At 37.5% G+C, this 20699-nt stretch carries 17 protein-coding genes and 2 tRNA genes; 15 read left to right on the forward strand and 4 right to left on the reverse strand.

What is annotated here, in order from left to right:
* The first annotated feature begins 211 nt into the window (after window positions 1-211).
* Window positions 212-1307 (forward strand): peptide chain release factor 2 gene (prfB, locus tag ELS83_RS20395; protein ID WP_171597402.1). Its coding sequence is split into 2 segments (ribosomal slippage): window positions 212-274 and window positions 276-1307, totalling 1095 coding nucleotides; the frame shifts between segments, so codons are not numbered across the junction.
* Window positions 1308-1327: 20 nt separating this feature from the next.
* On the opposite strand, the gene ELS83_RS20400 is transcribed toward prfB, so the two are convergent.
* The gene (locus tag ELS83_RS20400; RefSeq protein WP_171597403.1) at window positions 1328-1537 is read right to left on the reverse strand and encodes a DUF6132 family protein; all 210 of its coding nucleotides are present in this window, start codon (window positions 1535-1537) and stop codon (window positions 1328-1330) included.
* Window positions 1538-1701: 164 nt separating this feature from the next.
* Entirely contained in the window at window positions 1702-3576 is a 1875-nt protein-coding gene (pepF, locus tag ELS83_RS20405) for an oligoendopeptidase F (protein WP_171597404.1), read from the reverse strand.
* A gap of 351 nt (window positions 3577-3927) precedes the next feature.
* On the opposite strand from pepF, the gene ELS83_RS20410 reads away from it, so the two are divergent.
* From ELS83_RS20410 to ELS83_RS20445, 7 genes are all read left to right on the forward strand, one after another.
* Window positions 3928-4272 carry an ArsC/Spx/MgsR family protein gene (locus ELS83_RS20410; protein ID WP_171597405.1) on the forward strand — a complete coding sequence of 115 codons (345 nt, stop codon included), beginning with the start codon at window positions 3928-3930 and terminating at the stop codon, window positions 4270-4272.
* Window positions 4273-4376: 104 nt separating this feature from the next.
* A complete protein-coding gene (locus tag ELS83_RS20415) occupies window positions 4377-5426 on the forward strand; it encodes an endonuclease/exonuclease/phosphatase family protein (RefSeq protein WP_171597406.1) in 1050 nt (349 codons plus the stop codon).
* Between the two features lie 169 nt (window positions 5427-5595).
* Window positions 5596-7461: a methylmalonyl-CoA mutase family protein gene (locus tag ELS83_RS20420; protein WP_171597407.1), complete on the forward strand. Its 1866-nt coding sequence runs from the start codon at window positions 5596-5598 to the stop codon at window positions 7459-7461.
* Window positions 7462-7516: 55 nt separating this feature from the next.
* Window positions 7517-9673 (forward strand): methylmalonyl-CoA mutase, encoded by a 2157-nt coding sequence (gene scpA, locus ELS83_RS20425; RefSeq protein WP_171597408.1) that lies wholly within the window; start codon window positions 7517-7519, stop codon window positions 9671-9673.
* Window positions 9674-9747: 74 nt separating this feature from the next.
* On the forward strand, window positions 9748-10257 hold the full coding sequence (locus ELS83_RS20430) for a thioredoxin family protein (RefSeq protein ID WP_171597409.1): 510 nt from the start codon (window positions 9748-9750) through the stop codon (window positions 10255-10257).
* Between the two features lie 65 nt (window positions 10258-10322).
* On the forward strand, window positions 10323-10793 hold the full coding sequence (locus ELS83_RS20435; RefSeq protein WP_171597410.1) for a hypothetical protein: 471 nt from the start codon (window positions 10323-10325) through the stop codon (window positions 10791-10793).
* Between the two features lie 453 nt (window positions 10794-11246).
* A complete protein-coding gene (locus tag ELS83_RS20445; protein ID WP_171597412.1) occupies window positions 11247-11561 on the forward strand; it encodes a hypothetical protein in 315 nt (104 codons plus the stop codon).
* A gap of 39 nt (window positions 11562-11600) precedes the next feature.
* Here ELS83_RS20445 and ELS83_RS20450 read toward each other — a convergent pair whose 3' ends face one another.
* Window positions 11601-12443: an MBL fold metallo-hydrolase gene (locus ELS83_RS20450; protein ID WP_171597413.1), complete on the reverse strand. Its 843-nt coding sequence runs from the start codon at window positions 12441-12443 to the stop codon at window positions 11601-11603.
* Window positions 12444-12556: 113 nt separating this feature from the next.
* Between ELS83_RS20450 and ELS83_RS20455 the strand changes: the two genes are divergently transcribed.
* Together ELS83_RS20455 and ELS83_RS20460 are read left to right on the forward strand one after the other, a co-directional pair.
* Window positions 12557-13921 (forward strand): UDP-N-acetylmuramate--L-alanine ligase, encoded by a 1365-nt coding sequence (locus tag ELS83_RS20455; protein ID WP_171597414.1) that lies wholly within the window; start codon window positions 12557-12559, stop codon window positions 13919-13921.
* A gap of 80 nt (window positions 13922-14001) precedes the next feature.
* Window positions 14002-16308: a tetratricopeptide repeat-containing sensor histidine kinase gene (locus tag ELS83_RS20460; protein ID WP_171597415.1), complete on the forward strand. Its 2307-nt coding sequence runs from the start codon at window positions 14002-14004 to the stop codon at window positions 16306-16308.
* A 51-nt stretch (window positions 16309-16359) separates the two neighbouring features.
* Here ELS83_RS20460 and ELS83_RS20465 read toward each other — a convergent pair whose 3' ends face one another.
* Window positions 16360-17679 (reverse strand): acetyl-CoA hydrolase/transferase family protein, encoded by a 1320-nt coding sequence (locus ELS83_RS20465; protein WP_171597416.1) that lies wholly within the window; start codon window positions 17677-17679, stop codon window positions 16360-16362.
* A 518-nt stretch (window positions 17680-18197) separates the two neighbouring features.
* Here ELS83_RS20465 and ELS83_RS20470 point away from each other — a divergent pair.
* From ELS83_RS20470 to radC, 5 genes are all read left to right on the forward strand, one after another.
* A complete protein-coding gene (locus ELS83_RS20470) occupies window positions 18198-19139 on the forward strand; it encodes a hydrogen peroxide-inducible genes activator (RefSeq protein WP_171597417.1) in 942 nt (313 codons plus the stop codon).
* A gap of 230 nt (window positions 19140-19369) precedes the next feature.
* Window positions 19370-19441, forward strand: a tRNA-Glu gene (locus tag ELS83_RS20475).
* Between the two features lie 59 nt (window positions 19442-19500).
* Window positions 19501-19575: transfer RNA gene (locus ELS83_RS20480), tRNA-Glu, on the forward strand.
* 27 nt (window positions 19576-19602) lie between these two features.
* Window positions 19603-19854, forward strand: a complete 252-nt coding sequence (rpsT, locus tag ELS83_RS20485; RefSeq protein WP_120238280.1) for a 30S ribosomal protein S20 — start codon at window positions 19603-19605, stop codon at window positions 19852-19854.
* Between the two features lie 137 nt (window positions 19855-19991).
* Window positions 19992-20663, forward strand: coding sequence for a RadC family protein (gene radC / locus ELS83_RS20490; protein ID WP_346728178.1), 672 nt, complete (start codon window positions 19992-19994; stop codon window positions 20661-20663).
* The last annotated feature ends 36 nt before the right edge of the window (window positions 20664-20699 follow it).

A 20699-nucleotide genomic window follows, 5' to 3' on the forward strand; every position in this document is an offset into this window, starting at 1 on the left:
GGAGGCGCCAAGAAAGGTAATCTGAGGTATCTTTGATATTGATGCCAAACTAATTCAAATAATTACTCTCCAAAAACATAGAAGCAGATTTGATTGACATCGATATTTTAATATTCAGTTGTTACTTAAATTGAACCATAGGCATTTATAACACTACTCAAACTTTAGCGAGTTTTACTTACCTTTACAGCTTAATTATAGACAGATTAGAATGATTACAACAGACCAGCTAAAAAGATTAGCGGAACGCACAGAAGCGTTGAGGAGGTATCTTTGACATTGATGCCAAACTAATTCAGATACAAGAAGAAGAAATGAGAACACAGGCTCCTGGATTTTGGGATAATCCGAAGGAAGCAGAAGTTCAAATGAAAAAGGTTCGTGGACTTAAATCGTGGGTTGAATCTTACGAGGAAGTAAAAGAATCTATGGACGATTTGGCGGTTTTATTTGATTTTGCCAAAGAAGGTGAAGCTTCAGCCGAAGAGGTTGATGAGCAATTTGCTTCGACAGAAACACTTATTGAAGCCCTGGAACTAAAAAATATGCTCCGAAAAGAAGAGGACAAACTTGGAGCCATTCTTAAAATAAATGCTGGTGCCGGTGGAACCGAAAGTTGCGACTGGGCCGATATGCTACATCGGATGTATTTGCGCTATGGCGAATCGCACGGCTACAAGGTAAAACAGTTGGAATACCAGGAAGGTGACGAAGCTGGTATTAAATCTGCAACTCTTGAGTTCGAAGGCGATTTTGCCTACGGTTATCTCAAATCAGAAAATGGTGTACACCGTTTGGTTCGATTATCGCCATTTAATGCTGCCAACAAGCGAATGACTTCCTTTGCCTCGGTATATGTTTACCCGGCCATTGACGATAGCATCGAAATTGAAATTAACCCGGCCGATATTACCTGGGATACTTTCCGTTCGGGAGGTGCAGGAGGACAGAATGTAAACAAGGTGGAAACGGGTGTGCGATTGCGACATGCTCCTACCGGAATCATTATTGAAAATACAGAAAGTAGATCGCAGCTGGGAAATCGTGAAAACGCACTTCGATTGCTGAAATCGCAATTGTACGAATTGGAATTGCGAAAGCGACAAGAAGCCATTGATAAGATTGAAGGTTCAAAAATGAAGATTGAGTGGGGATCGCAAATTCGTTCCTACGTGATGCAACCCTATAAATTGGTGAAGGATGTAAGAACAGGACATGAATCATCAAACGTTCAAGCCGTAATGGATGGCGATTTGGATGGATTCATAAAAGCTTTCCTGATGGAATTTGCAGGAGAAGAGAAATAAGATATTAAAAGAGACCTTGCTTATGCATCGTCTCTTTTTTCTTTTGGTTTGATTAATCCTCCCAGGAGAATTCCAAACAGCATTCCATAGGGAGCCATGGTGTACCAATTGGCTTTTATAGGGCAGGTGCCCGATACGCAACCTACGTATCTCCAGTATAAATAACCTCCTAAAAGGCCAATCGCACCTCCAATGATCTGGAATTTATACTTGTTCAAAAAATTTTTCATATGTCTTCCATTTATTCTTACCCAAACCTAATAAAGATTTTCTAAAAGCATTGTCAAATCGATGACAAAAAGGCTTTTCCATCCTTTCTCCTTTTATCATCCAATTACAGGCAATAAAAAAGGCCGCATCAAAAGCGGCCTTAAATCAGTTTAGTTAAACTGTATTAATTTCTTTTATCAAGAATGTTCTCGATCTCATCCATAATTTTATTCATGCTGGCGATTGTTTTTTCGAAAGGCTCCGAAGATGTCATATCAACACCTGCTTTTTTAAGCAATTCGATTGGAAAATCAGATCCCCCGGAAGAGATAAATTCGATATAGCGTTTGGTTGCTTCTTTATCTCCTTCCATTACTTTAGCCGCCAAAGCCTGCGATGCAACAAAAGATGTGCTGTACTGGTACACATAGAATCCCATGTAAAAATGAGGAATGGCTGCCCATTCAACAGCAACATTGTCTTCTACCTTACAAACTCCTTTGTCGTGTCCGTAATATTTTCGAGTGATATCGCCATACATTTTGGTTAGCTTTTTACCTGTAAGAGGTACACCTTGCTCAGCTGCTTCATGCATTGCCAATTCGAACTCTGCAAATTGAGTCTGGCGGAAAAGTGTTCCCTTAAATCCATCCAACATACTCATTAGCAGCGATAATCTCTGACCATCGTCTTTCAACTCTTTCTGCATCATATCATTCAGCAATACCTCGTTAAAAGTAGAAGCCACCTCGGCAACGAAAGTTGCATAACCAGCAGTTGCAAATGGCTGAGTTTTGTTCGAGTAATAACTGTGCATGGTATGTCCCAACTCATGAGTTAAAGTGCTCACTTCGTTGTATTGTCCTGTATAATTCATCAGGATATACGGGTGAACATCGTAAGCAGCACCATTCGAGTAAGCACCACTTCTCTTCCCTGCTGTCGGATAAATATCAATCCATCTGCTCTTGAAAGCTTTATCAACAACATCGGTATATTCTTTTCCAAGAGGCTTTAGTGATTTTAGGATCAAATCCTGCGCTTCCTCATATTCGTATTTTAGCTCTACTCCTTTTACTGTAGGCGCATAAATATCAGAATACATTAACTGGTCAACACCCAGCATTCTTTTCTTAAGCAATAGGTATCGGTGGAAAGTATCGAGGTTTTTGTTTACATTTTTAACCAATGATTTGTATACCTCTACCGGGATATTATTTCCTTTTAGCGATGCCTCAAGGCATGATTCATAATTTCTCGCCTTAGCTCTAAAAACATCCACTTTGATTTGACCATTCAGCATTTCACCAAAAGTGCCTTCGTATTTCAGATAATTGTCCCAATATACTTTTGTAGCTTCTTGGCGAACTTTTCGATCTGCCGATGAACGCGCAACACTAAAGTTGGCTGATGTTAGTTCTTTTTCTTCTCCATCGATCACAAATTTTGCACGAGGCATTTCTGCATTGCTAAAAACACTGAAAGCAGAATTGGCAGTTCCTGTAATTAAACCAGTTTTTGCCATGATGCCTTCTTCCAATTCGGTCAAAGTGTGCTTTTTCATGCGATAAACATCCATCAAGTCCATTTTGTAAACTTCCAATTTTGGCTCTTCACTTATGAATTTTTTCATTGTAGCTTCAGGAATAGCAGCCAATTCTGGAGTAACGAATGATGCCTTTTGTCCATACTCCACAAACACCTGGCGAATTTCTTTCACTCTTGCCATATTATCCGCATCTCTTAAATCAACATCCGATTTTAAAGAAGCATAAATATATAGGCGGTAACCTTCTTTCATCAGCTCATCAGAAAACTGAAGGTAGTCCAATAGATTTGTCGATGATTGGCCCAATTTACCTTTATAATCGGCTACTTTATTCATTTTCTCAGAAAGCTGATTTTTGGCTTCGCTCCAGGCTTCATTGCTATCATAAAGGTCTGTGAACTTCCATTTGTACTGATCATCGATTTCCGATCGCTCTTTTTGAGCAAAGGAAGTGCTGGTAAGCAATAAGATTGCTGCAAAGGACAGTAAACTCGTAAATATTTTTTTCATGCTGTTAATTTGATTTGTTTTAATGCGACTAAAATAAATAAAGATTCGGAATTAAAAGATGACAAGTGTTCTGTTGTATTTAAAAGGGTGTATATCACAAGTATAAAACCCTCATTCAAAAGAAGTAAGAGATTTCCACAACAGATCTCAATTCAACTTAAGGAAATTTAGCACGAAGTATCTGCTAATATTCTCGAAAGCTGTATATTTGTACTCACAAAACTTAAAGATACACAACAACACAATGTTATACCGATAAGTATTTAAACTACTCAATAATTTCACTAGGTTCATTTTTGAGTTTTAAATATCCATCGGCATAATGACTGTTTGCTTAACCATACTTGTAAAATGTCATTAAAGATCTATCACAATCCAAGATGTGCCAAAAGCCGTGCTGGATTAAAATACCTTCAGGAAAAGGGTTTGGAACCTGAAATCAGATTGTATTTAAAAGAAGAGTTTACCGAAACGGAACTTGCCGATGTTTTGATGAGAATGAACAAAGAGCCCCAGGAAATCATTCGCACTCAGGAAAAAATATATAAAAGCGACTTTAAAGGAAAAAACTTTACCCGTGAGGAGTGGATCAAAATATTGATTGAATTCCCAAAACTAATCCAACGTCCGATAATCGTTAAGGATTGTAAAGCCATTTTTGCAGATCCTGTCGAAAACGCTGAAGAGATTTTATAATCTCTACTAATTTAAATCTTTCTTAAACACCTAATTGAGTCTTGCAACAGAATTCAACAGAAATTTTATTGCCGGTTTTTATCCACTAAAATCAATTGAGGAAAATGAAGATCTTAAAAAAATATTACCTGATATTGCTCTCGGTAATTTCTGCAGCTTGCGATCCTTTCAGCACAAAAATTGGTAGCGAAGTTGCTTTGTACCAAAGTGCCGAAATTAAGGAATGCAGCTTTCCCGACACCCTAAAAGTGATGACCTGGAACATCAAATTTGGTGGCGGCCGTATCGATTTCTTTTTCGATTGTCATGGCGATAGGGTCATCATGGAAAAATCGGAAGTGATGGATCACATGAGCTCACTGGTTGAAAAAATCCGCGAAGTAAATCCCGATATCTTATTAATACAGGAAGCTGATGTAAATGCAAAACGCAGCGCTTTTGTTGACCAGGTACAATATCTGCTCGACAATACCGACTTAAATTATGCAGCTTATGCATCACAATGGAAGGCATCAACCGTACCTTCCGATGGAATTGGTAAAATGGATTCTGGCAATGCCATTCTTTCCAAGTGGAATTTTACCGATGCCAAACGAATTGCACTTCCCTTGATTCAATCTCAAAATTTTATCGTCCGTTATTTTTATCTGAAAAGAAATATTTTGGATGTACAACTGGAACATGAGGGTAAAAAACTTCATGTTTTAAATACGCATGCCTCGGCATACGCCAAAGACGATACCAAGAAAAAACAATTGGATATTATTAAAGCATACGCTGATGCGATATCCCTAAAGGGTGATAAAGTGATACTTGGTGGGGATTTTAATTCGCTTCCACCCTACACCCAACAAACCAGTTCGTTTGACGATTCGGTTTGTACCGATGAAGAATTTGAAGCAGACAATTATTCAGCCGAAACACAATGGATGATGCCTTTCTATGAAAATTACCAGGCTGCCATTCCTTTGGATGAATATCAAAATAATAACAAGGATCATTTTACGCATACAACTGACAAAAGTGGTTTCTGGAACCGTAAACTAGACTACCTGTTCACCAACGGAAAGTTTATTCACGGAAGTGGAAAAACACTGCAGCAGTGGATGCAAATCTCTGATCATGCACCGATAATGGTTAATTATGAATTGTAAATGATTAATGATTTAAAACTCAGACAAATCATTGCTTTAATCATTTATCATTAATAATTAAAAATTGAATAAAGGTGTTGTAAAAGTATGATGAAGAACATTTTTTTAACTTTTTCTAAGTGATAAAAAGGGCTTATTTTTAGACCCTAATTTTTAAACAGTTACAGTTATGGCAGATAATAAACTTTTTAGTGAATTTGCTCCACAATCAACACAGGAGTGGATCGACAAAATCACTAAAGACCTTAAAGGCGCTGACTTCGACAGAAAGTTAGTTTGGAGAACAAATGAAGGATTCAATGTTCAGCCTTTCTACAGACTGGAAAACATGGAAGATAAGATGTACATGAACACTTATCCTGGAGATTTTCCATATGTACGAGGAAACAAGAAAGACAACAACGACTGGTTCATCCGTCAGGATATCATCGTTGAAGATGTGAAGGCTGCAAACGCTAAAGCTCTTGACGTTCTTAACAAGGGTATCGACTCATTAGGTTTCGTTTTAAATTGGAAAGACCTTAGCAAAGATGAATTGGCAACTTTGTTAGAAGGTGTTTACATGGATTGTGTTGAGGTTAACTTTGAAAAATCTCACGGTTCTGTAGAGTTAATTAAAAACTTACAGGCAATTGCAACTGAAAAAGGAATTGCTCTTGATAAAGTTCAAGGTGGTGTTGCTATCGATCTTCTAGGTGGCTACAGTACTTGTGGTAAATTCTGTACTTCGGAAGAAAGCTCTTACAAGTATATGAAAGAAGCTTTGGAAGCTGCAAAAGAACTTCCAAACTTTAAAGTTGTTGCTGTTGGCGGTAGATTATTCAACAACTCAGGATCATCTATCGTTGAAGAATTAGGTTTCAGTTTAGCTGCCGGTGCTGAATATATAAGCAAGTTAATGGAAGCTGGTATGTCAATTGAAGAAATTGCTCCAAAAATCCGTTTCAACTTTGCAACCAGCTCTAAATATTTCATGGAGATTGCTAAGCTAAGAGCAGCTCGTATGCTTTGGGCTTACATCCTAAAAGAATTTGGTGCTTCTGAAGAAATGTGTAAAATGAACATCCACGCTGAAACATCAGATTGGAACAAGACAGTTTACGATCCATATGTAAACATGCTTCGTACTCAAACTGAAGCGATGTCATCAGTTCTTGGTGGTTTGGATTCATACACAGTGAAGCCTTTCAACTCTGTATACGAAGATACAACTGAATTCTCAGAGCGTATCGCACGTAACCAGCAGTTATTGTTGAAAGAAGAATCTCACTTCGGTAAAATTGCTGACCCTGCTGCAGGTTCATACTATATTGAGTCGTTAACTGAATCGATTAACGAAGAAGCTTGGAAACTATTCCTTGAAGTACAGGAAAAAGGTGGTTACCTTGCTGCGTTCAAAGCTGGTTTCGTTCAGGAAACAATTAAAGCTACTGCTCAGAAAAGAGATATGGCAGTTGCTACTCGTAAAGAAAACTTCTTAGGAACCAACCAGTTCCCTAACTTTGGCGAAGTTGCCGAAACAGAATTCGACGCTGCATTATTCGAAGCTGAAGATAAATCTGATGCAAACGCTGAGTGCGAAACATTGAAACCATACCGTGGTGCTCAGGCTTTCGAAACAATGCGTTACAAAACTGATGTTTACGCAAGAGAAAACGGTCGTCCTAAAGTGATGATGTTCCCAATCGGAAACCTAAACATGCGTAAAGCTCGTGGTCAGTTTGCTTGTAACTTCTTTGCTTGTGCAGGATTCGATGTAGAAGATCACAACGGATTCACTTCTGTTGAAGAAGGAGTAAAATTTGTAACTGAAAAGAACGCGAAAATCGTTGTTGTTTGTTCATCTGATGATGAGTATGCAACTATCGTTCCTGAAGTTTATGAAGCATTAAAAGGAAAAGCTACAGTAGTTGTTGCTGGTGCTCCTGCTTGTGCTGAAGAATTAAAAGCGAAAGGAATCGAAAACTTTATCAACGTGAAGTCGAACGTACTTGAAACATTAAAAGCTTACCAGGCTGATCTTGGAATCAAGTAATTGAGGAGAACGAAAAAGTAGATTTTCAAATTTTACTTCAAAAATTTAATTAAAGATGAAACCAAATTTTAAAAATATAGATATCAAGTCATCTCAAAGAGCTGCCAAGAATTCTCAGGAATGGGAAAAAGAAAACGGCATCGAAAAATCTTGGATGACACCTGAGCAAATTCCGGTTAAAACTGCTTTTAACAAGGAAGATTTAGAAGGTATGGAACACTTGAACTACGTTTCTGGTTTACCTCCATTCCTTCGCGGACCTTATTCGGCAATGTATCCTTTGCGTCCTTGGACAGTTCGTCAGTACGCAGGTTTCTCTACTGCTGAAGAATCGAATGCATTCTACCGTCGTAACCTTGCTGCAGGTCAGAAAGGTCTTTCTGTAGCATTCGACTTGGCTACTCACCGTGGATACGATTCAGATCACCCACGTGTAATTGGTGATGTAGGTAAGGCTGGTGTTGCTATCGACTCTATTTTGGATATGGAAATTCTTTTCGATCAGATTCCATTGAACAAAATGTCGGTATCGATGACTATGAACGGTGCTGTACTTCCAGTATTGGCTTTCTACATTGTAGCAGGTTTGGAACAAGGTGCTAAATTAGAAGAACTATCAGGTACAATTCAGAATGATATCTTGAAAGAGTTCATGGTGCGTAACACTTACATTTACCCACCAGAGTTCTCAATGAAGATTATTGCTGATATTTTCGAATATACTTCACAGAAGATGCCTAAGTTTAACTCTATTTCTATCTCTGGTTACCACATGCAAGAAGCAGGTGCAACCGCTGATATCGAGTTGGCTTATACTCTTGCTGATGGTTTAGAATACTTGAAAAAAGGTGTTGCTGCAGGTATGGACGTTGACGCATTTGCTCCTCGTTTGTCATTCTTCTGGGCAATTGGTATGAACCAGTTCATGGAGATTGCTAAGATGAGAGCTGGTCGTTTGCTTTGGGCTAAGATTGTAAAACAATTCAATCCTAAAAACCCTAAGTCGATGGCATTGCGTACTCACTCGCAGACTTCAGGTTGGTCATTAACTGAGCAGGATCCATTCAACAATGTTGGTCGTACTTGTATCGAAGCTATGGCTGCTGCATTGGGTCACACTCAGTCTCTTCACACCAATGCTTTGGATGAAGCGATTGCACTTCCAACTGATTTCTCTGCACGTATTGCACGTAACACTCAGATTTATATCCAGGATGAATCAACAATTTGTAAAGCGGTTGATCCATGGGCAGGTTCTTACTATGTAGAGTCACTAACTCAGGAGTTGGTAGACAAAGCATGGGCTCACATCGAAGAAGTTGAGAAACTAGGTGGTATGGCTAAAGCGATCGAGTCTGGTATTCCAAAACTTCGTATCGAGGAAGCTGCTGCTCGTACTCAGGCGAAGATCGATGCTGGTACTCAAACTATCGTAGGTACGAACAAATACCGTTTGGAGAAAGAAGATCCATTGGATATTCTTGAGGTAGACAACACTGCTGTACGTCAGGCTCAGATTGAGCGTTTGGCAACTCTTCGTGCTAACCGTAACGAAGAAGAAGTACAGGCTGCTCTTGAAGCCATTACTGCTTGTGCTAACGGTGGTGAAGGTAACTTGTTGGATCTTGCTGTTAAAGCTGCACAAGCTCGTGCTTCTTTGGGTGAGATTTCAGATGCATGTGAGAAAATTTGTGGTAGATATAAAGCTGTTATTAGAACTGTGTCAGGAGTATATTCATCAGAATCGAAAGAAGATGCTGACTTCGCAAAAGCGAAAGAGTTGGCTGATAAATTTGCTGAGATTTCAGGACGTCGTCCACGTATCATGATCGCTAAAATGGGTCAGGATGGTCACGACCGTGGTGGTAAAGTAGTTGCTACCGGTTTTGCTGATATGGGATTCGATGTGGATATGGGACCATTATTCCAGACTCCGGAAGAATCTGCTAAGCAAGCTGTAGAAAATGATGTACACATGGTTGGTGTATCTTCATTGGCTGCTGGTCACAAAACTTTGGTTCCTGCAATTATTGAGGAATTGAAGAAACTTGGTCGCGAAGATATCATGGTTACTGCAGGTGGTGTAATTCCAGCTCAGGACTACGATTTCCTTTACGAAGCAGGTGTTGCAGGTGTATTCGGTCCTGGAACAAAAGTTTCTAAATGTGCGATCCAGATGTTGGAAATCTTAATCGAGCAACAGAACGACTAATTATTAAGATTATCACTATATTTAAGACAGGGAGTTTTTACTTCCTGTCTTTTTTTTATCCTAATCGAATAGATATGAACAAAATTCTGATACTTCTCTTTTTTCTGGGCATAAGCTCTTCCCTTTTCTCTCAAAACAAAACCATTGAAGACACTAGACTTAAAAAGCAGGTTTTATATGGAAAACTAAACCTGCAAGCATTCGAAATGGATCTCTGTAAAGATTGGTATACAAAAGAATACAAGTCATTTACAGCAAAAAAAGGAGTTGTTAATAAACTTGGCAAACAATCTTTCGAAAACATCAGAATCGACCTGATTTTGGCATCATGGTGTCACGATTCTCACCGCGAAGTACCACGTTTCATTAAAATTTTGGAGAAAATTCAGTTTCCATTCGATCAGTTGCATATGAATGCGCTCGATACCAATAAAGAATCGCCCGATTATGATGCTAAAGCAAATAAGGTAAGCAGAGTTCCAACTGTAATTGTTTATCGAAACGACTTGGAGATTGGCAGAATTATCGAAACACCTATTAAAAGCCTTGAAAAGGACTTGTTGAAAATCCTTTCTAAAAATTAGTATCTTAGCAAAATAACACCAAATGCATTTCAATTTGGGAAAGTATAACAAGCACTAAAAATAACATGGAACAAGTACGCTCAAACTCTGGTCAAACATTAGGAATCATAGCCTTGGTTCTTGGTATTTTAACTCTTTTTGTTGGATTTATTCCCTGCATCGGCTTTGTAGCCTTTGTACCTGGTATAATTGCAATTATCCTGAGTATTATAGGCCTTAGTCAGGCAAACAGGGACAACGGCGCCAGAGGTCTTAATATTGGTGCTTTGGTGGTTTCTACCCTGGGTATTTTAGTGGCATCCATTTGGCTGTTCTTTTTTGTTGGAGTTGCCAGTATGAGCGAAGATGAAATCGAAGGTTTTGTTGAGGAAGTGATTGAAGAAGTAATTGAAGAATCGGTTCACAATCCAGACCTACAGGAAGCCTTAGACGAACTGGAACAACAGCTTGAAGAAATCAATATTGATTCAATAGCCAACGAGATTGACAGCCTTGAAATGAAAATAAAAGTTGAAGTTGAGACCAACAAGAAATAACGAGCCTGTTCCTACGTATCGAATTATCAATTTAATTTTTGCGATTATCATATTGCTGATTTTTCTATATTCAGCACTTTATTCGCACAAAGAGGTGAATCATCCAATTCCTTCTGTTTTTTCGGAAATTACCGGATCCGAAAGTCCATCAACGGGTCTTTCTCGTGCTTTCTCTGCCCTAATGCAATGCGATGTTAAATCGGCCCGGGAGTTGAATTCTTACGCACTTCAGATCTTTTTATTTTTTGTTTTTCAGCTGGTTTTTAGGACTTTCAACTTTTTCCTGACGAAAACTAACTTTTCTTGGATTAACACGTATATTTTGGCAGATATCACCCTGTCGATATTGTTCTTTTTGTTGGCTTTCAGGCCTTTGATTCTTTTCACATTTGAACTATTCAGAAATTTTATCGTAAATTGATTGAAGATTAATATTTATTAAACTTTTGCAATATGTCATTTATACTGGTTAGTTTATTCCTAATTCTGCTAACAAGTGTTATGGTCCTACATGTTCATAACGAGAATAATCTTTCAAGAAGGATTATTAAGGCAGGAGTTATTATTCAGGAACTGTTAGATCAACATGGAATCAAACATATTGATCTGGAAAAGAAATTTGCGAGCTCAAGTCTCTCTACTCAGCTAAGATTAGTTGAGTATCATATGAATTATCTTGATTCTAATTATACTGATTTTGGAACAAAGAAAACAGTATTCCAAAGAATCGATAATATTGAAAATGCATTGAGTCTATATGAAGACTAAATAAAAAAGCTTGCAATTAACTGCAAGCTTTTTTTATACTTATTTAATTTCGGATAGTGGGAAGCAACGGTCTACTTTTACTCCTCTTTCCGTTTTTTTAAGACTACAGCATTCGGTTGTGATATCGTGTTGGAAAAACAAAATGGCATTGTTTTCCACAGCTTCGGCAAGAAATTCCTGTTTCTCTGCTAATGAAGAAGTTGGATTTAAATCGTAACTCGCCAGCCATTTAACAGGTACGTTGGCTGCTGTAGGAATAAAATCTCCTGCAAAAACCACTTCTTGTCCGTTACAATTAATTACAGGTATCATTAAACCTGGCGTATGACCTTCGAAGATTTTCACCTTAAAATTCGGGAATAACTCACCTTCTTTCTCAACAAAATTTAATTTACCCGCTTCTTTTACCGGCATAATATTTTCGTCGAAAAAAGCATCGCCTTCACGCATGTTAGGGTTCAAATAATTTTCCCATTGCTGTTTGCTCACCCAATGTTGTGCATTTTTAAATACCAGCTCATAGCCTGTTTTATTAGCATTCCATTTTACAGCACCTCCACAATGATCAAAATGCAGGTGGGTAAATACAACATCAGTAATATCATCGGCAGAAAAACCTGCTTCTTGTAACGAGTTTATCAAGTTTGCATCACCATTTAAGTGCTGGTGTTTAAAGAATTCCTCGCTTTGCTTGTCGCCGGTTCCATTATCAATTAAAATTTTTCTGTCGCCATCTACAACAAGCATGCTTCTCATGGCACAATTACAATAATTGTCTTCGTTCGAAGGATATTTTCTACTCCACATCACCTTAGGAACCACACTAAACATTGCTCCTCCATCGCACATAAAATTTCCTGTTTCTATATTGTATATTTCCATGATAATATTGTTTTATTCTAGTATCTTTAATTTCCGCAAAAGCCTTGCACATTCATTCTTAAATAGCTCTTACTTATTGCGGTTCAAAAATACAATTTTATAAAAGATTATCAATGAAAGTTCACTTTATAGCAATAGGCGGAAGTGCCATGCACAATTTAGCCATCGCATTACATAAAAAAGGTTTCGAAATTACGGGTTCGGATGATGAAATTTTTGATCCTTCCAAATCGAGATTGGAGAAATATGGAATTCTGCCAAAAGAGTGGGGATGGTTTCCAGAAAAGCTGGATGCCAGCATAGATGCAATCATTCTGGGAATGCATGCACGAATTGATAATCCTGAGTTACTGAAGGCCCAGGAACTTGGCTTAAAGATCTATTCATATCCTGAATACATTTACGAGCAAACCAAAGATAAAACCAGGATTGTGATTGGCGGAAGCCATGGAAAAACCACGACAACTTCGATGGTAATGCATGTTTTTAAGGACAATAATATTGAATTTGATTACATGGTAGGTGCACAAATTGAAGGTTTTGAAACCATGGTGAAGTTGAGTAAGGAGGCCAAAATTGCCATTTTCGAAGGCGATGAATACCTCTCGTCCCCAATCGATCGCAGACCAAAATTTCATTTGTACCATCCCGATATCGCTTTGCTTACAGGAATTGCCTGGGATCACATCAATGTTTTCCCAACTTTCGAAAACTATGTTGAGCAATTTGAAATATTCACTCAAATGATTCAGGAAAATGGTTCTTTGATCTATTTCGACGGTGATGAGCATATTGCTAAAATTGTTGAGACCAGGAGAGAAGATATCGACTACATCCCTTACAATGCCCACCCTTTTAAAGTGGTTGACAATTGCAGTATTCTACAGACACAGAATGGCGAAATTCCACTTGAAATTTTTGGGGAGCACAACCTTCAAAATTTAATGGGTGCATATTATATCTGTAGAAAGGCCGGATTAAGCGACGAGCAGTTCTACAGCTCTATACGACACTTTTCGGGTGCAGCAAAACGTTTACAGAAATTGGCGAACAATGAATCATGCACAGTGTTCCAAGACTTTGCACACTCTCCATCCAAGCTAAAAGCAACCACCGAAGCGGTAAAAAAACAGTTTGTCAATCGCAAATTAATAGCCTGCATGGAATTGCACACTTTCAGTAGTTTGAAAAAAGAGTTTCTGCCTCACTATAAAAACACCATGAGTTTGGCCGATGAAGCAATTGTTTATTTCAACCCAAAAACAATTGAACACAAAAAGCTGGAACCCATTAGCAAAGAGCAGGTGGCCGAAGCTTTTGGAGGCAATAATGTAAGTGTTTACACTGATTCGGATCAGGTGATTAGCGATTTATTGAATCATGATTTCGAACAAACCAATGTTCTTTTAATGAGCTCAGGTAATTTTTCGGGAGCAAATTTGGCTGAGTTGGCAGAAAAAATTGTAAACAAAACCTGATGCAATAAAATTATATTGTTTTGCCTGTCAGTAAAATAATGCTATTTTTAGTATAAATCAGATTAAACAGCTTTAAAACCATGTCTGCTTTACACAGGTTAACCCTTCTTCTTTCACTAATTCTTTCATTTGGTTTTGGCAACTCGTATGCCCAGGATCAAATTCAGAAAGCGGAAGAGTTATTGCCCAAAGCGGAAGGCGAACAGCGCATTGTTTTACTGCAGGAACTTTCAAAACTTTACCTCGATGTCAATATCGATAGAAGCATTGACTACCTAAAGGAAGTGGTGGTTTTATCATCGGAAAATCCTTCCAATCATGCCAATGCTCTATATGATTTGGGAAACTTGTACCGAAGGGTAAACAATTTCAGAAGAGCTTTAGATTGTCATTTACAAGCTTTGGAAATTCGAAAAAGCACATCCGATGAACTGGCCATTTCAGCTTCCTACAATAATATTGGTGAGATTCATAAAATATTGAACAAACACAAGGAGGCTCTTGAGTATTTCAATCAATCGCTGGAAATTAGGAAGAAGGAAGGGTCGCAAAAAGAAGTGGCCTATACCTTAAATAATATTGGCAGCGTTTATTGGCTCGATAAAGATTATTCCTATGCTTTGGAATATTATTTAAAATCTTTGGAAATCAGATCTAAACTTGGCGATAAATCGGATATTGCCGCTTCTTTAAATAACCTTGGCAATGTGTACAAGAATTTAAACAAGTACAATAAAGCTTTGGATTATTACAAAAAAGCACTCAGCATTCGTGAAGAATTGGGCGATGAATCGCTCATGGCTTATACACTGAATGACATAGGTGGAATATATTGGAGGTTGAACAACTTTAATGAATCGCTCAACTTTTACAATCGTGCACTTAAAATCAGGCGGGAAATTGGGAACAAACGCTATACTGCTGCTACCCTTAAAAACATTGGAACAGTATACAAAGATTTAAATGAACTTGATTTTTCATTAAAACACTACAATGAATCGCTTAAAATATACGATGAGATTGGTGAGCTAAAGGAGCAAGCCAACGTATATTCATTAATTGGGAATTTGTACAGTAGTTATAACAATTTCGATAAAAGTCAGGAATACCATAAAATTGCCTTGAACCTGCACGAAAAACTGGGCAATACAAAGGGGATTGCCTATTCGTCCAATAGCATTGGTGAAATTCTGATGGACTATTACAAGAGTGATGATGCCTTACAATATTTGGAATCGGCCTACGAAAATGCCAATTATTCAAAGGACAGAAACTTGCAAAAATCGACTTCGGAAAATCTTTTTGAATACTATTCGAATAAAGGCGATTATAAAAAAGCCCTGGAGTATTATCGAAATTATTCCAATACACAATACGACAGCATTGCTGATCAGTACGACAAGGCTAGAATTAGTGAGTTTGAGGCCAAATACGAAATCTCAAAAAACAAGGAAGAAATTCAGGGTTTAAAGGAGTACAACAGAATGCAAACCATTCTCATTTACCTTTTTATTGTCCTGATAATTTTTGCAGGAATTATTGGATACATCACCAATAAAAATATCAAACTAAGAAAAGAGACAACTGCAACTCTTACCGATAAAAACAGGGAACTGGAAGAAATCAATTCCCGATTGAAAGAATCGGATATTGTATTACGTGATTTAAACCTAACCAAGGATAAAATCTTCAATATCATTTCAACCGATTTGCGTGATCCGTTTATCGATCTGAAAAATATCAGCACAAAGCTCATCGAAAGTTTTGAAGAAAAGGATGTTGAGCATCAAAAAGCTTTGGCTCTTGGCATTAGAGATTTATCGGTGCATACAAACGAACTGGTTGAAAACATTTTACTATGGTCGGCTTCACAGGCCGGAAAAACCAACTTTACGCCGAAATATTTTAATATCCGCGAATCGATTAATGGGATTCTACAAAAACTTTCAGGACCAATTATAGAAAAGAACCTCAAGTTTCTTTTTAATATGGACAATACCTCAATGGTTTATGCCGATTCTGCTGCTATGTCGGAAGTTTTTAAAAACCTGATTTCGAATGCCATTAAGTTTTCTTATCCGGAAGGAAAAATCACCATTTCGGCCAGGGAGAAAAAATACCTGGTTGAAATGGAAATCTCGGATGAAGGTGTTGGAATGAGTAAATCCAACCTCAATAAAATATTCAGGCTCGACAGCAATTACCTTGCATTGGGAACAGCACAGGAAAAAGGAGCAGGAATTGGCCTTCTGCTTTGTAAGGAATATATCGAAAAAAATGGTGGAAAGATTTGGGCAGAAAGTGAAGAAGGAAAAGGAAGTAGTTTCTATATCACCATCCCAAAATCTGAAAAAATCATGGAGTCAGTACCCAAAACAAAGGCATAAAACAAAAGGCACCCAAACGGATGCCTTTTTATATTTTATATCTGCCTTTTCTTATTTAGCAGTTACTTTATTTACGAAGTGATAGTGACTACCGAATCTTTCGAATGCAGCCTTATCAAGCTCTTCTCTAAAGTCTGGGTGAGCAACAGAAATAATTGCTTTTGCTCTTTGTTGTAGTGATTTACCAAACAAGTTAACAGCACCGTGCTCTGTTACGAACCATCTCATGTTGTTACGAGTTGTTACAACACCCGAACCAGTTAATAAAGTTGGCGTAATTTTAGAAACACCTTTACCAGTTACAGAAGGCATTGCAATAATCGGCACACCACCTTCAGAAGCAGCAGCTCCACGAGTAAAGTCGATCTGTCCACCTACACCCGAATAGTGTTTTGTTCCGATAGAGTCAGCACAAACCTGACCAGTAATATCGATAGATAAAGCCGAGTTAATTGCACAAACTTTTGGATTTTGCTTGATAATGTGAACACCATTGGTATAAGATACGTCCATCATTAATACACCTGGGTTATCATCAACGAAATCGTAAAGTTCTTTAGTTCCCATTAAGAAACCTGCAACGATTTTACCTGGATCTAATTTTTTGTTTCTACCGTTTACAACACCGCTTTCAACCAATGGAAGAAGACCATCTGCAAACATTTCAGTGTGTACACCAAGATCTTTGTGGTTGCCTAACTGAGCCAATACGGCATTAGGAATACCACCAATTCCCATTTGAAGACAAGCGCCATCAGGAATCAATTCTGCAACATTCTTACCAATTGCAATATCAAGATCCGACAATGGAGCATTGTGGTGCTCAATCAATGGAGAGTTATCTTCACAGAAAATATCAAAAGCTGTTAATGGCATCATTGCATCACCAAAAGCACGAGGTACATTCGGGTTAATAATAGCAACAACAGTATCAGCTTCTTCAACAGCAGCTTTACTTGCCTCAACAGATGTACCTAAAGATACAAAGCCATGTTTATCTGGAGTACTAACCTGTACAACAGCAACATTTACATTTAAAATACCCTCACGAATCAATTGTTGAGTTTCTCCAAGGAATACAGGAATGTAATCAGCATAACCCGCCTGAGTTTGCTTTCTTACGTTCGCTCCAACAAATAATGATTCAAGATTAAAAATTCCTTCAAATTCAGTATCAGCATAAGGAGCTGGTCCTTCTGTGTGGATATGCTGAATCGTTACGTCGAAAATTTCTCCGTTACGACCACGATCGCACATTGCATTAATGAATTTATGAGGTGTCAACGCTACTGAGTGTAAATGCACTCTATCTCCTGACTTAATCACCTTCGCTGCTTCTTCAAAAGAAACTGTCTTAATCTCCTTACGCATCTCTAATCGGTTTTTATAATGAGTTTTATAATTTCTAATTCGCCGACTAAAGTAGTATATTTTTTAAGCTCAATTTCTGCTATTCAGCATGAGTGCTACACAACATATATGCGGATTGCATTCATAACTAAACCTTTGGAAGAAGTGCGATTAAATTCATGGATCAACAAAACTGCCAACTTCACAAGCAAATCTACTTTAGTAAACGGTCGGCAAAAATAGGAATTCTTAGGCTTCGTCTAAAATATAGTGCAAAAAAGAAGCCGGGAGACCCAAACTCCCGGCTGCAAAACCCAAACATCTAATAAAACTTAAATAACAAAAACTATCAAACTATTATTTTTACTAACCCTATTAATTAGGTATACTATTTTTGTTGTAAGTACTTGTGAAAAATAGTTTTTCCTTGTTTTCTATATCAAATATACGAAGCAATATTGCATCAATCAAATCAATATTGTTTATAGTGTTATAGATAATGTTTATATTTGAAAGAATTTCAAAAAACAACAAATCTAATGATCACAATTACTCAACTTGAATACATAGTGGCTGTGGACACTTATCGTCATTTTGCAACTGCTGCGGAAAAATGTTTTATTACTCAACCAACTTTAAGTATGCAAATCAAAAAATTGGAAGAGTATTTAGACATTACCATTTTTGACAGGAGCAAGCAGCCAATTATTCCAACCGATGTTGGCAGAAATATTATCGAACAAGCTCGCATCATATTAAGCGAAACAAAAAAAGTTGATGAGATCATTAAAGATCATAAAAACACTGTAGAAGGTAGCTTAAAAATAGGGATTATCCCAACATTGGCTCCATTTCTTCTTCCAATGTTTATTGGCGACTATATCAGGAAATATCCTTCTATTAAAGTTGAAGTAGAAGAAATGGTTTCGGAAGAGATCGTAAAAAGTTTGAAGAAAGATAAAATTGATGTTGGAATTTTTGTAACACCTGCCAAGGATGAAAAAATTCGCGAAAGACATCTTTTCTACGAAGAGATGATGATTTATGCACATAAAGATCATCCCCTGCTAAAACAACCTATTGTTGAGGTAAAAGATATTGCTACACCTGAAATTTGGATGCTGAGCGATGGGCACTGTTTCCGTAACCAGGTAATCAACCTTTGTGAGATGCACGACTTGCAACACCAGGAGCTTCCTTTCGAATTTGAAAGTAATTCGCTTGAAACGTTAATGAAAATTGTAGATCGTGAAGGTGGTTTTACCCTAATTCCGGAATTGGCTACTCAATATTTGCCATCGGAAAAGATGTCGCAAGTAAAAAAATTCACAAATATTCATCCTTTACGAGAAGTAAGTTTGGTTTATTCGCGCCATTATTCAAAAAATAAACTTTTAGATTTATTGGCCGATCAAATTAAAAATATCATCCCAAATAGTTTTTTGAGCAGCGAAAGAGGAACAATTGTTGAGTGGCGTTAATTTTTTTTTGAGCTTATAACGAAGCAGTTAGTTTCTTTATCGAAAAAAAGTGTGATTTTTTTTCAAAAAAAGTTTTGCAGGTATAAAGAATTATCTCTTTCTTTGCAGCGCAAAAGGAAAAAACGAGAGGCTTACTCTTCAACATTTCTGAAGCTTTTTAAAGAGATTTTTTGCAAAGTATTTGCGAGTTTAAAAATTTGAATTATCTTTGCAGCTCTGAAAAATTAGATGGTCCGTTCGTCTAGGGGTTAGGACGCCAGATTTTCATTCTGGTAACACGGGTTCGATTCCCGTACGGACTACTAAAATTTTGCAGCAATTTGAATTTTAATTTATCTTTGCTGTGCATTAATAAACCAATGGTCCGTTCGTCTAGGGGTTAGGACGCCAGATTTTCATTCTGGTAACACGGGTTCGATTCCCGTACGGACTACCAAGATAATAATTTAGATAACTTTAAGAGATGGCAAATCATCAATCTGCAATTAAAAGAATCAGACAGTCTGAGAAGAGAAGAGTACACAATAAGTATTACGCTAAGACTGCAAGAAATGCTGTAAGAAAGTTACGTGCTACTTCAGATAAGGAAGCTGCTAATGAATTACTTCCAAAAGTAACTGCAATGTTGGATAAACTTGCTAAAATTAACGTAATTCATAAAAACAAAGCTGCTAACTTGAAATCTAAATTAGCTTCACACGTTAACAAGCTGTAAGACACTATAACTCTGTTATAAAGGGTTCTCGTTGAGAACCCTTTTTGTGTATGTGCCTGTTTCATATTTGTTTTGCTTGCTTAAATTCATAACTTTAATTAAGTTTTTAAACAAGTAAATATGGAAGAGTACAAGAAATTAAGGATTGGGCTCTAGAAGATCGCCCCCGTGAAAAGTTAATGTACCATGGCGTTAAAAGTTTATCATCTGCAGAACTTTTAGCCATTATTATTGGTAGCGGCAACCGCAACCAATCGGCTGTAGAACTTTCCAAAGCCATACTCTCCCACTCTAATAACGACCTGAATACCCTGGCAAAAAAATCGATTCACGATTTAATGAAAATTAAAGGAATTGGTGAAGCCAAAGCCATTAGTATTATCTCCGCACTTGAATTGGGGCGCAGACAAAAAGCCTTTCAGAGCAAACAAAAAGAAAAAATTACCTGTAGCAGAGACGCTTTTGAAATCCTATTTCCATATGTTGAAAATTTAGGACATGAGGAATTTTGGGTTTTGTTTATGAACAGGGCCAATAAAGTTCTGGAAGCAAAAAATGTTTCATCAGGCGGAATTACCGGCACTGTATTCGACATTCGGCTGGTTTTAAAAGATGCTTTACAACTTGAAGCCGTAAATCTCATCTTGTGCCACAATCATCCCTCAGGAAATTTAGCTCCTTCCCAGGCCGATAAAGACATTACAAATCGTTCAAAAGAAGCTGCTAAACTGATGAATATCGAAATTTTAGATCACATAATTATTGGCGAGAACAGCTACTTTAGTTTTGCCGATGAAAGTCTAATTTAGAATGAATTAGATTATTATTTTTTTCCTCGATTTCCT

The sequence above is a fragment of the Marinifilum caeruleilacunae genome (assembly GCF_013141825.1).
GTDB lineage: Bacteria > Bacteroidota > Bacteroidia > Bacteroidales > Marinifilaceae > Marinifilum > Marinifilum caeruleilacunae.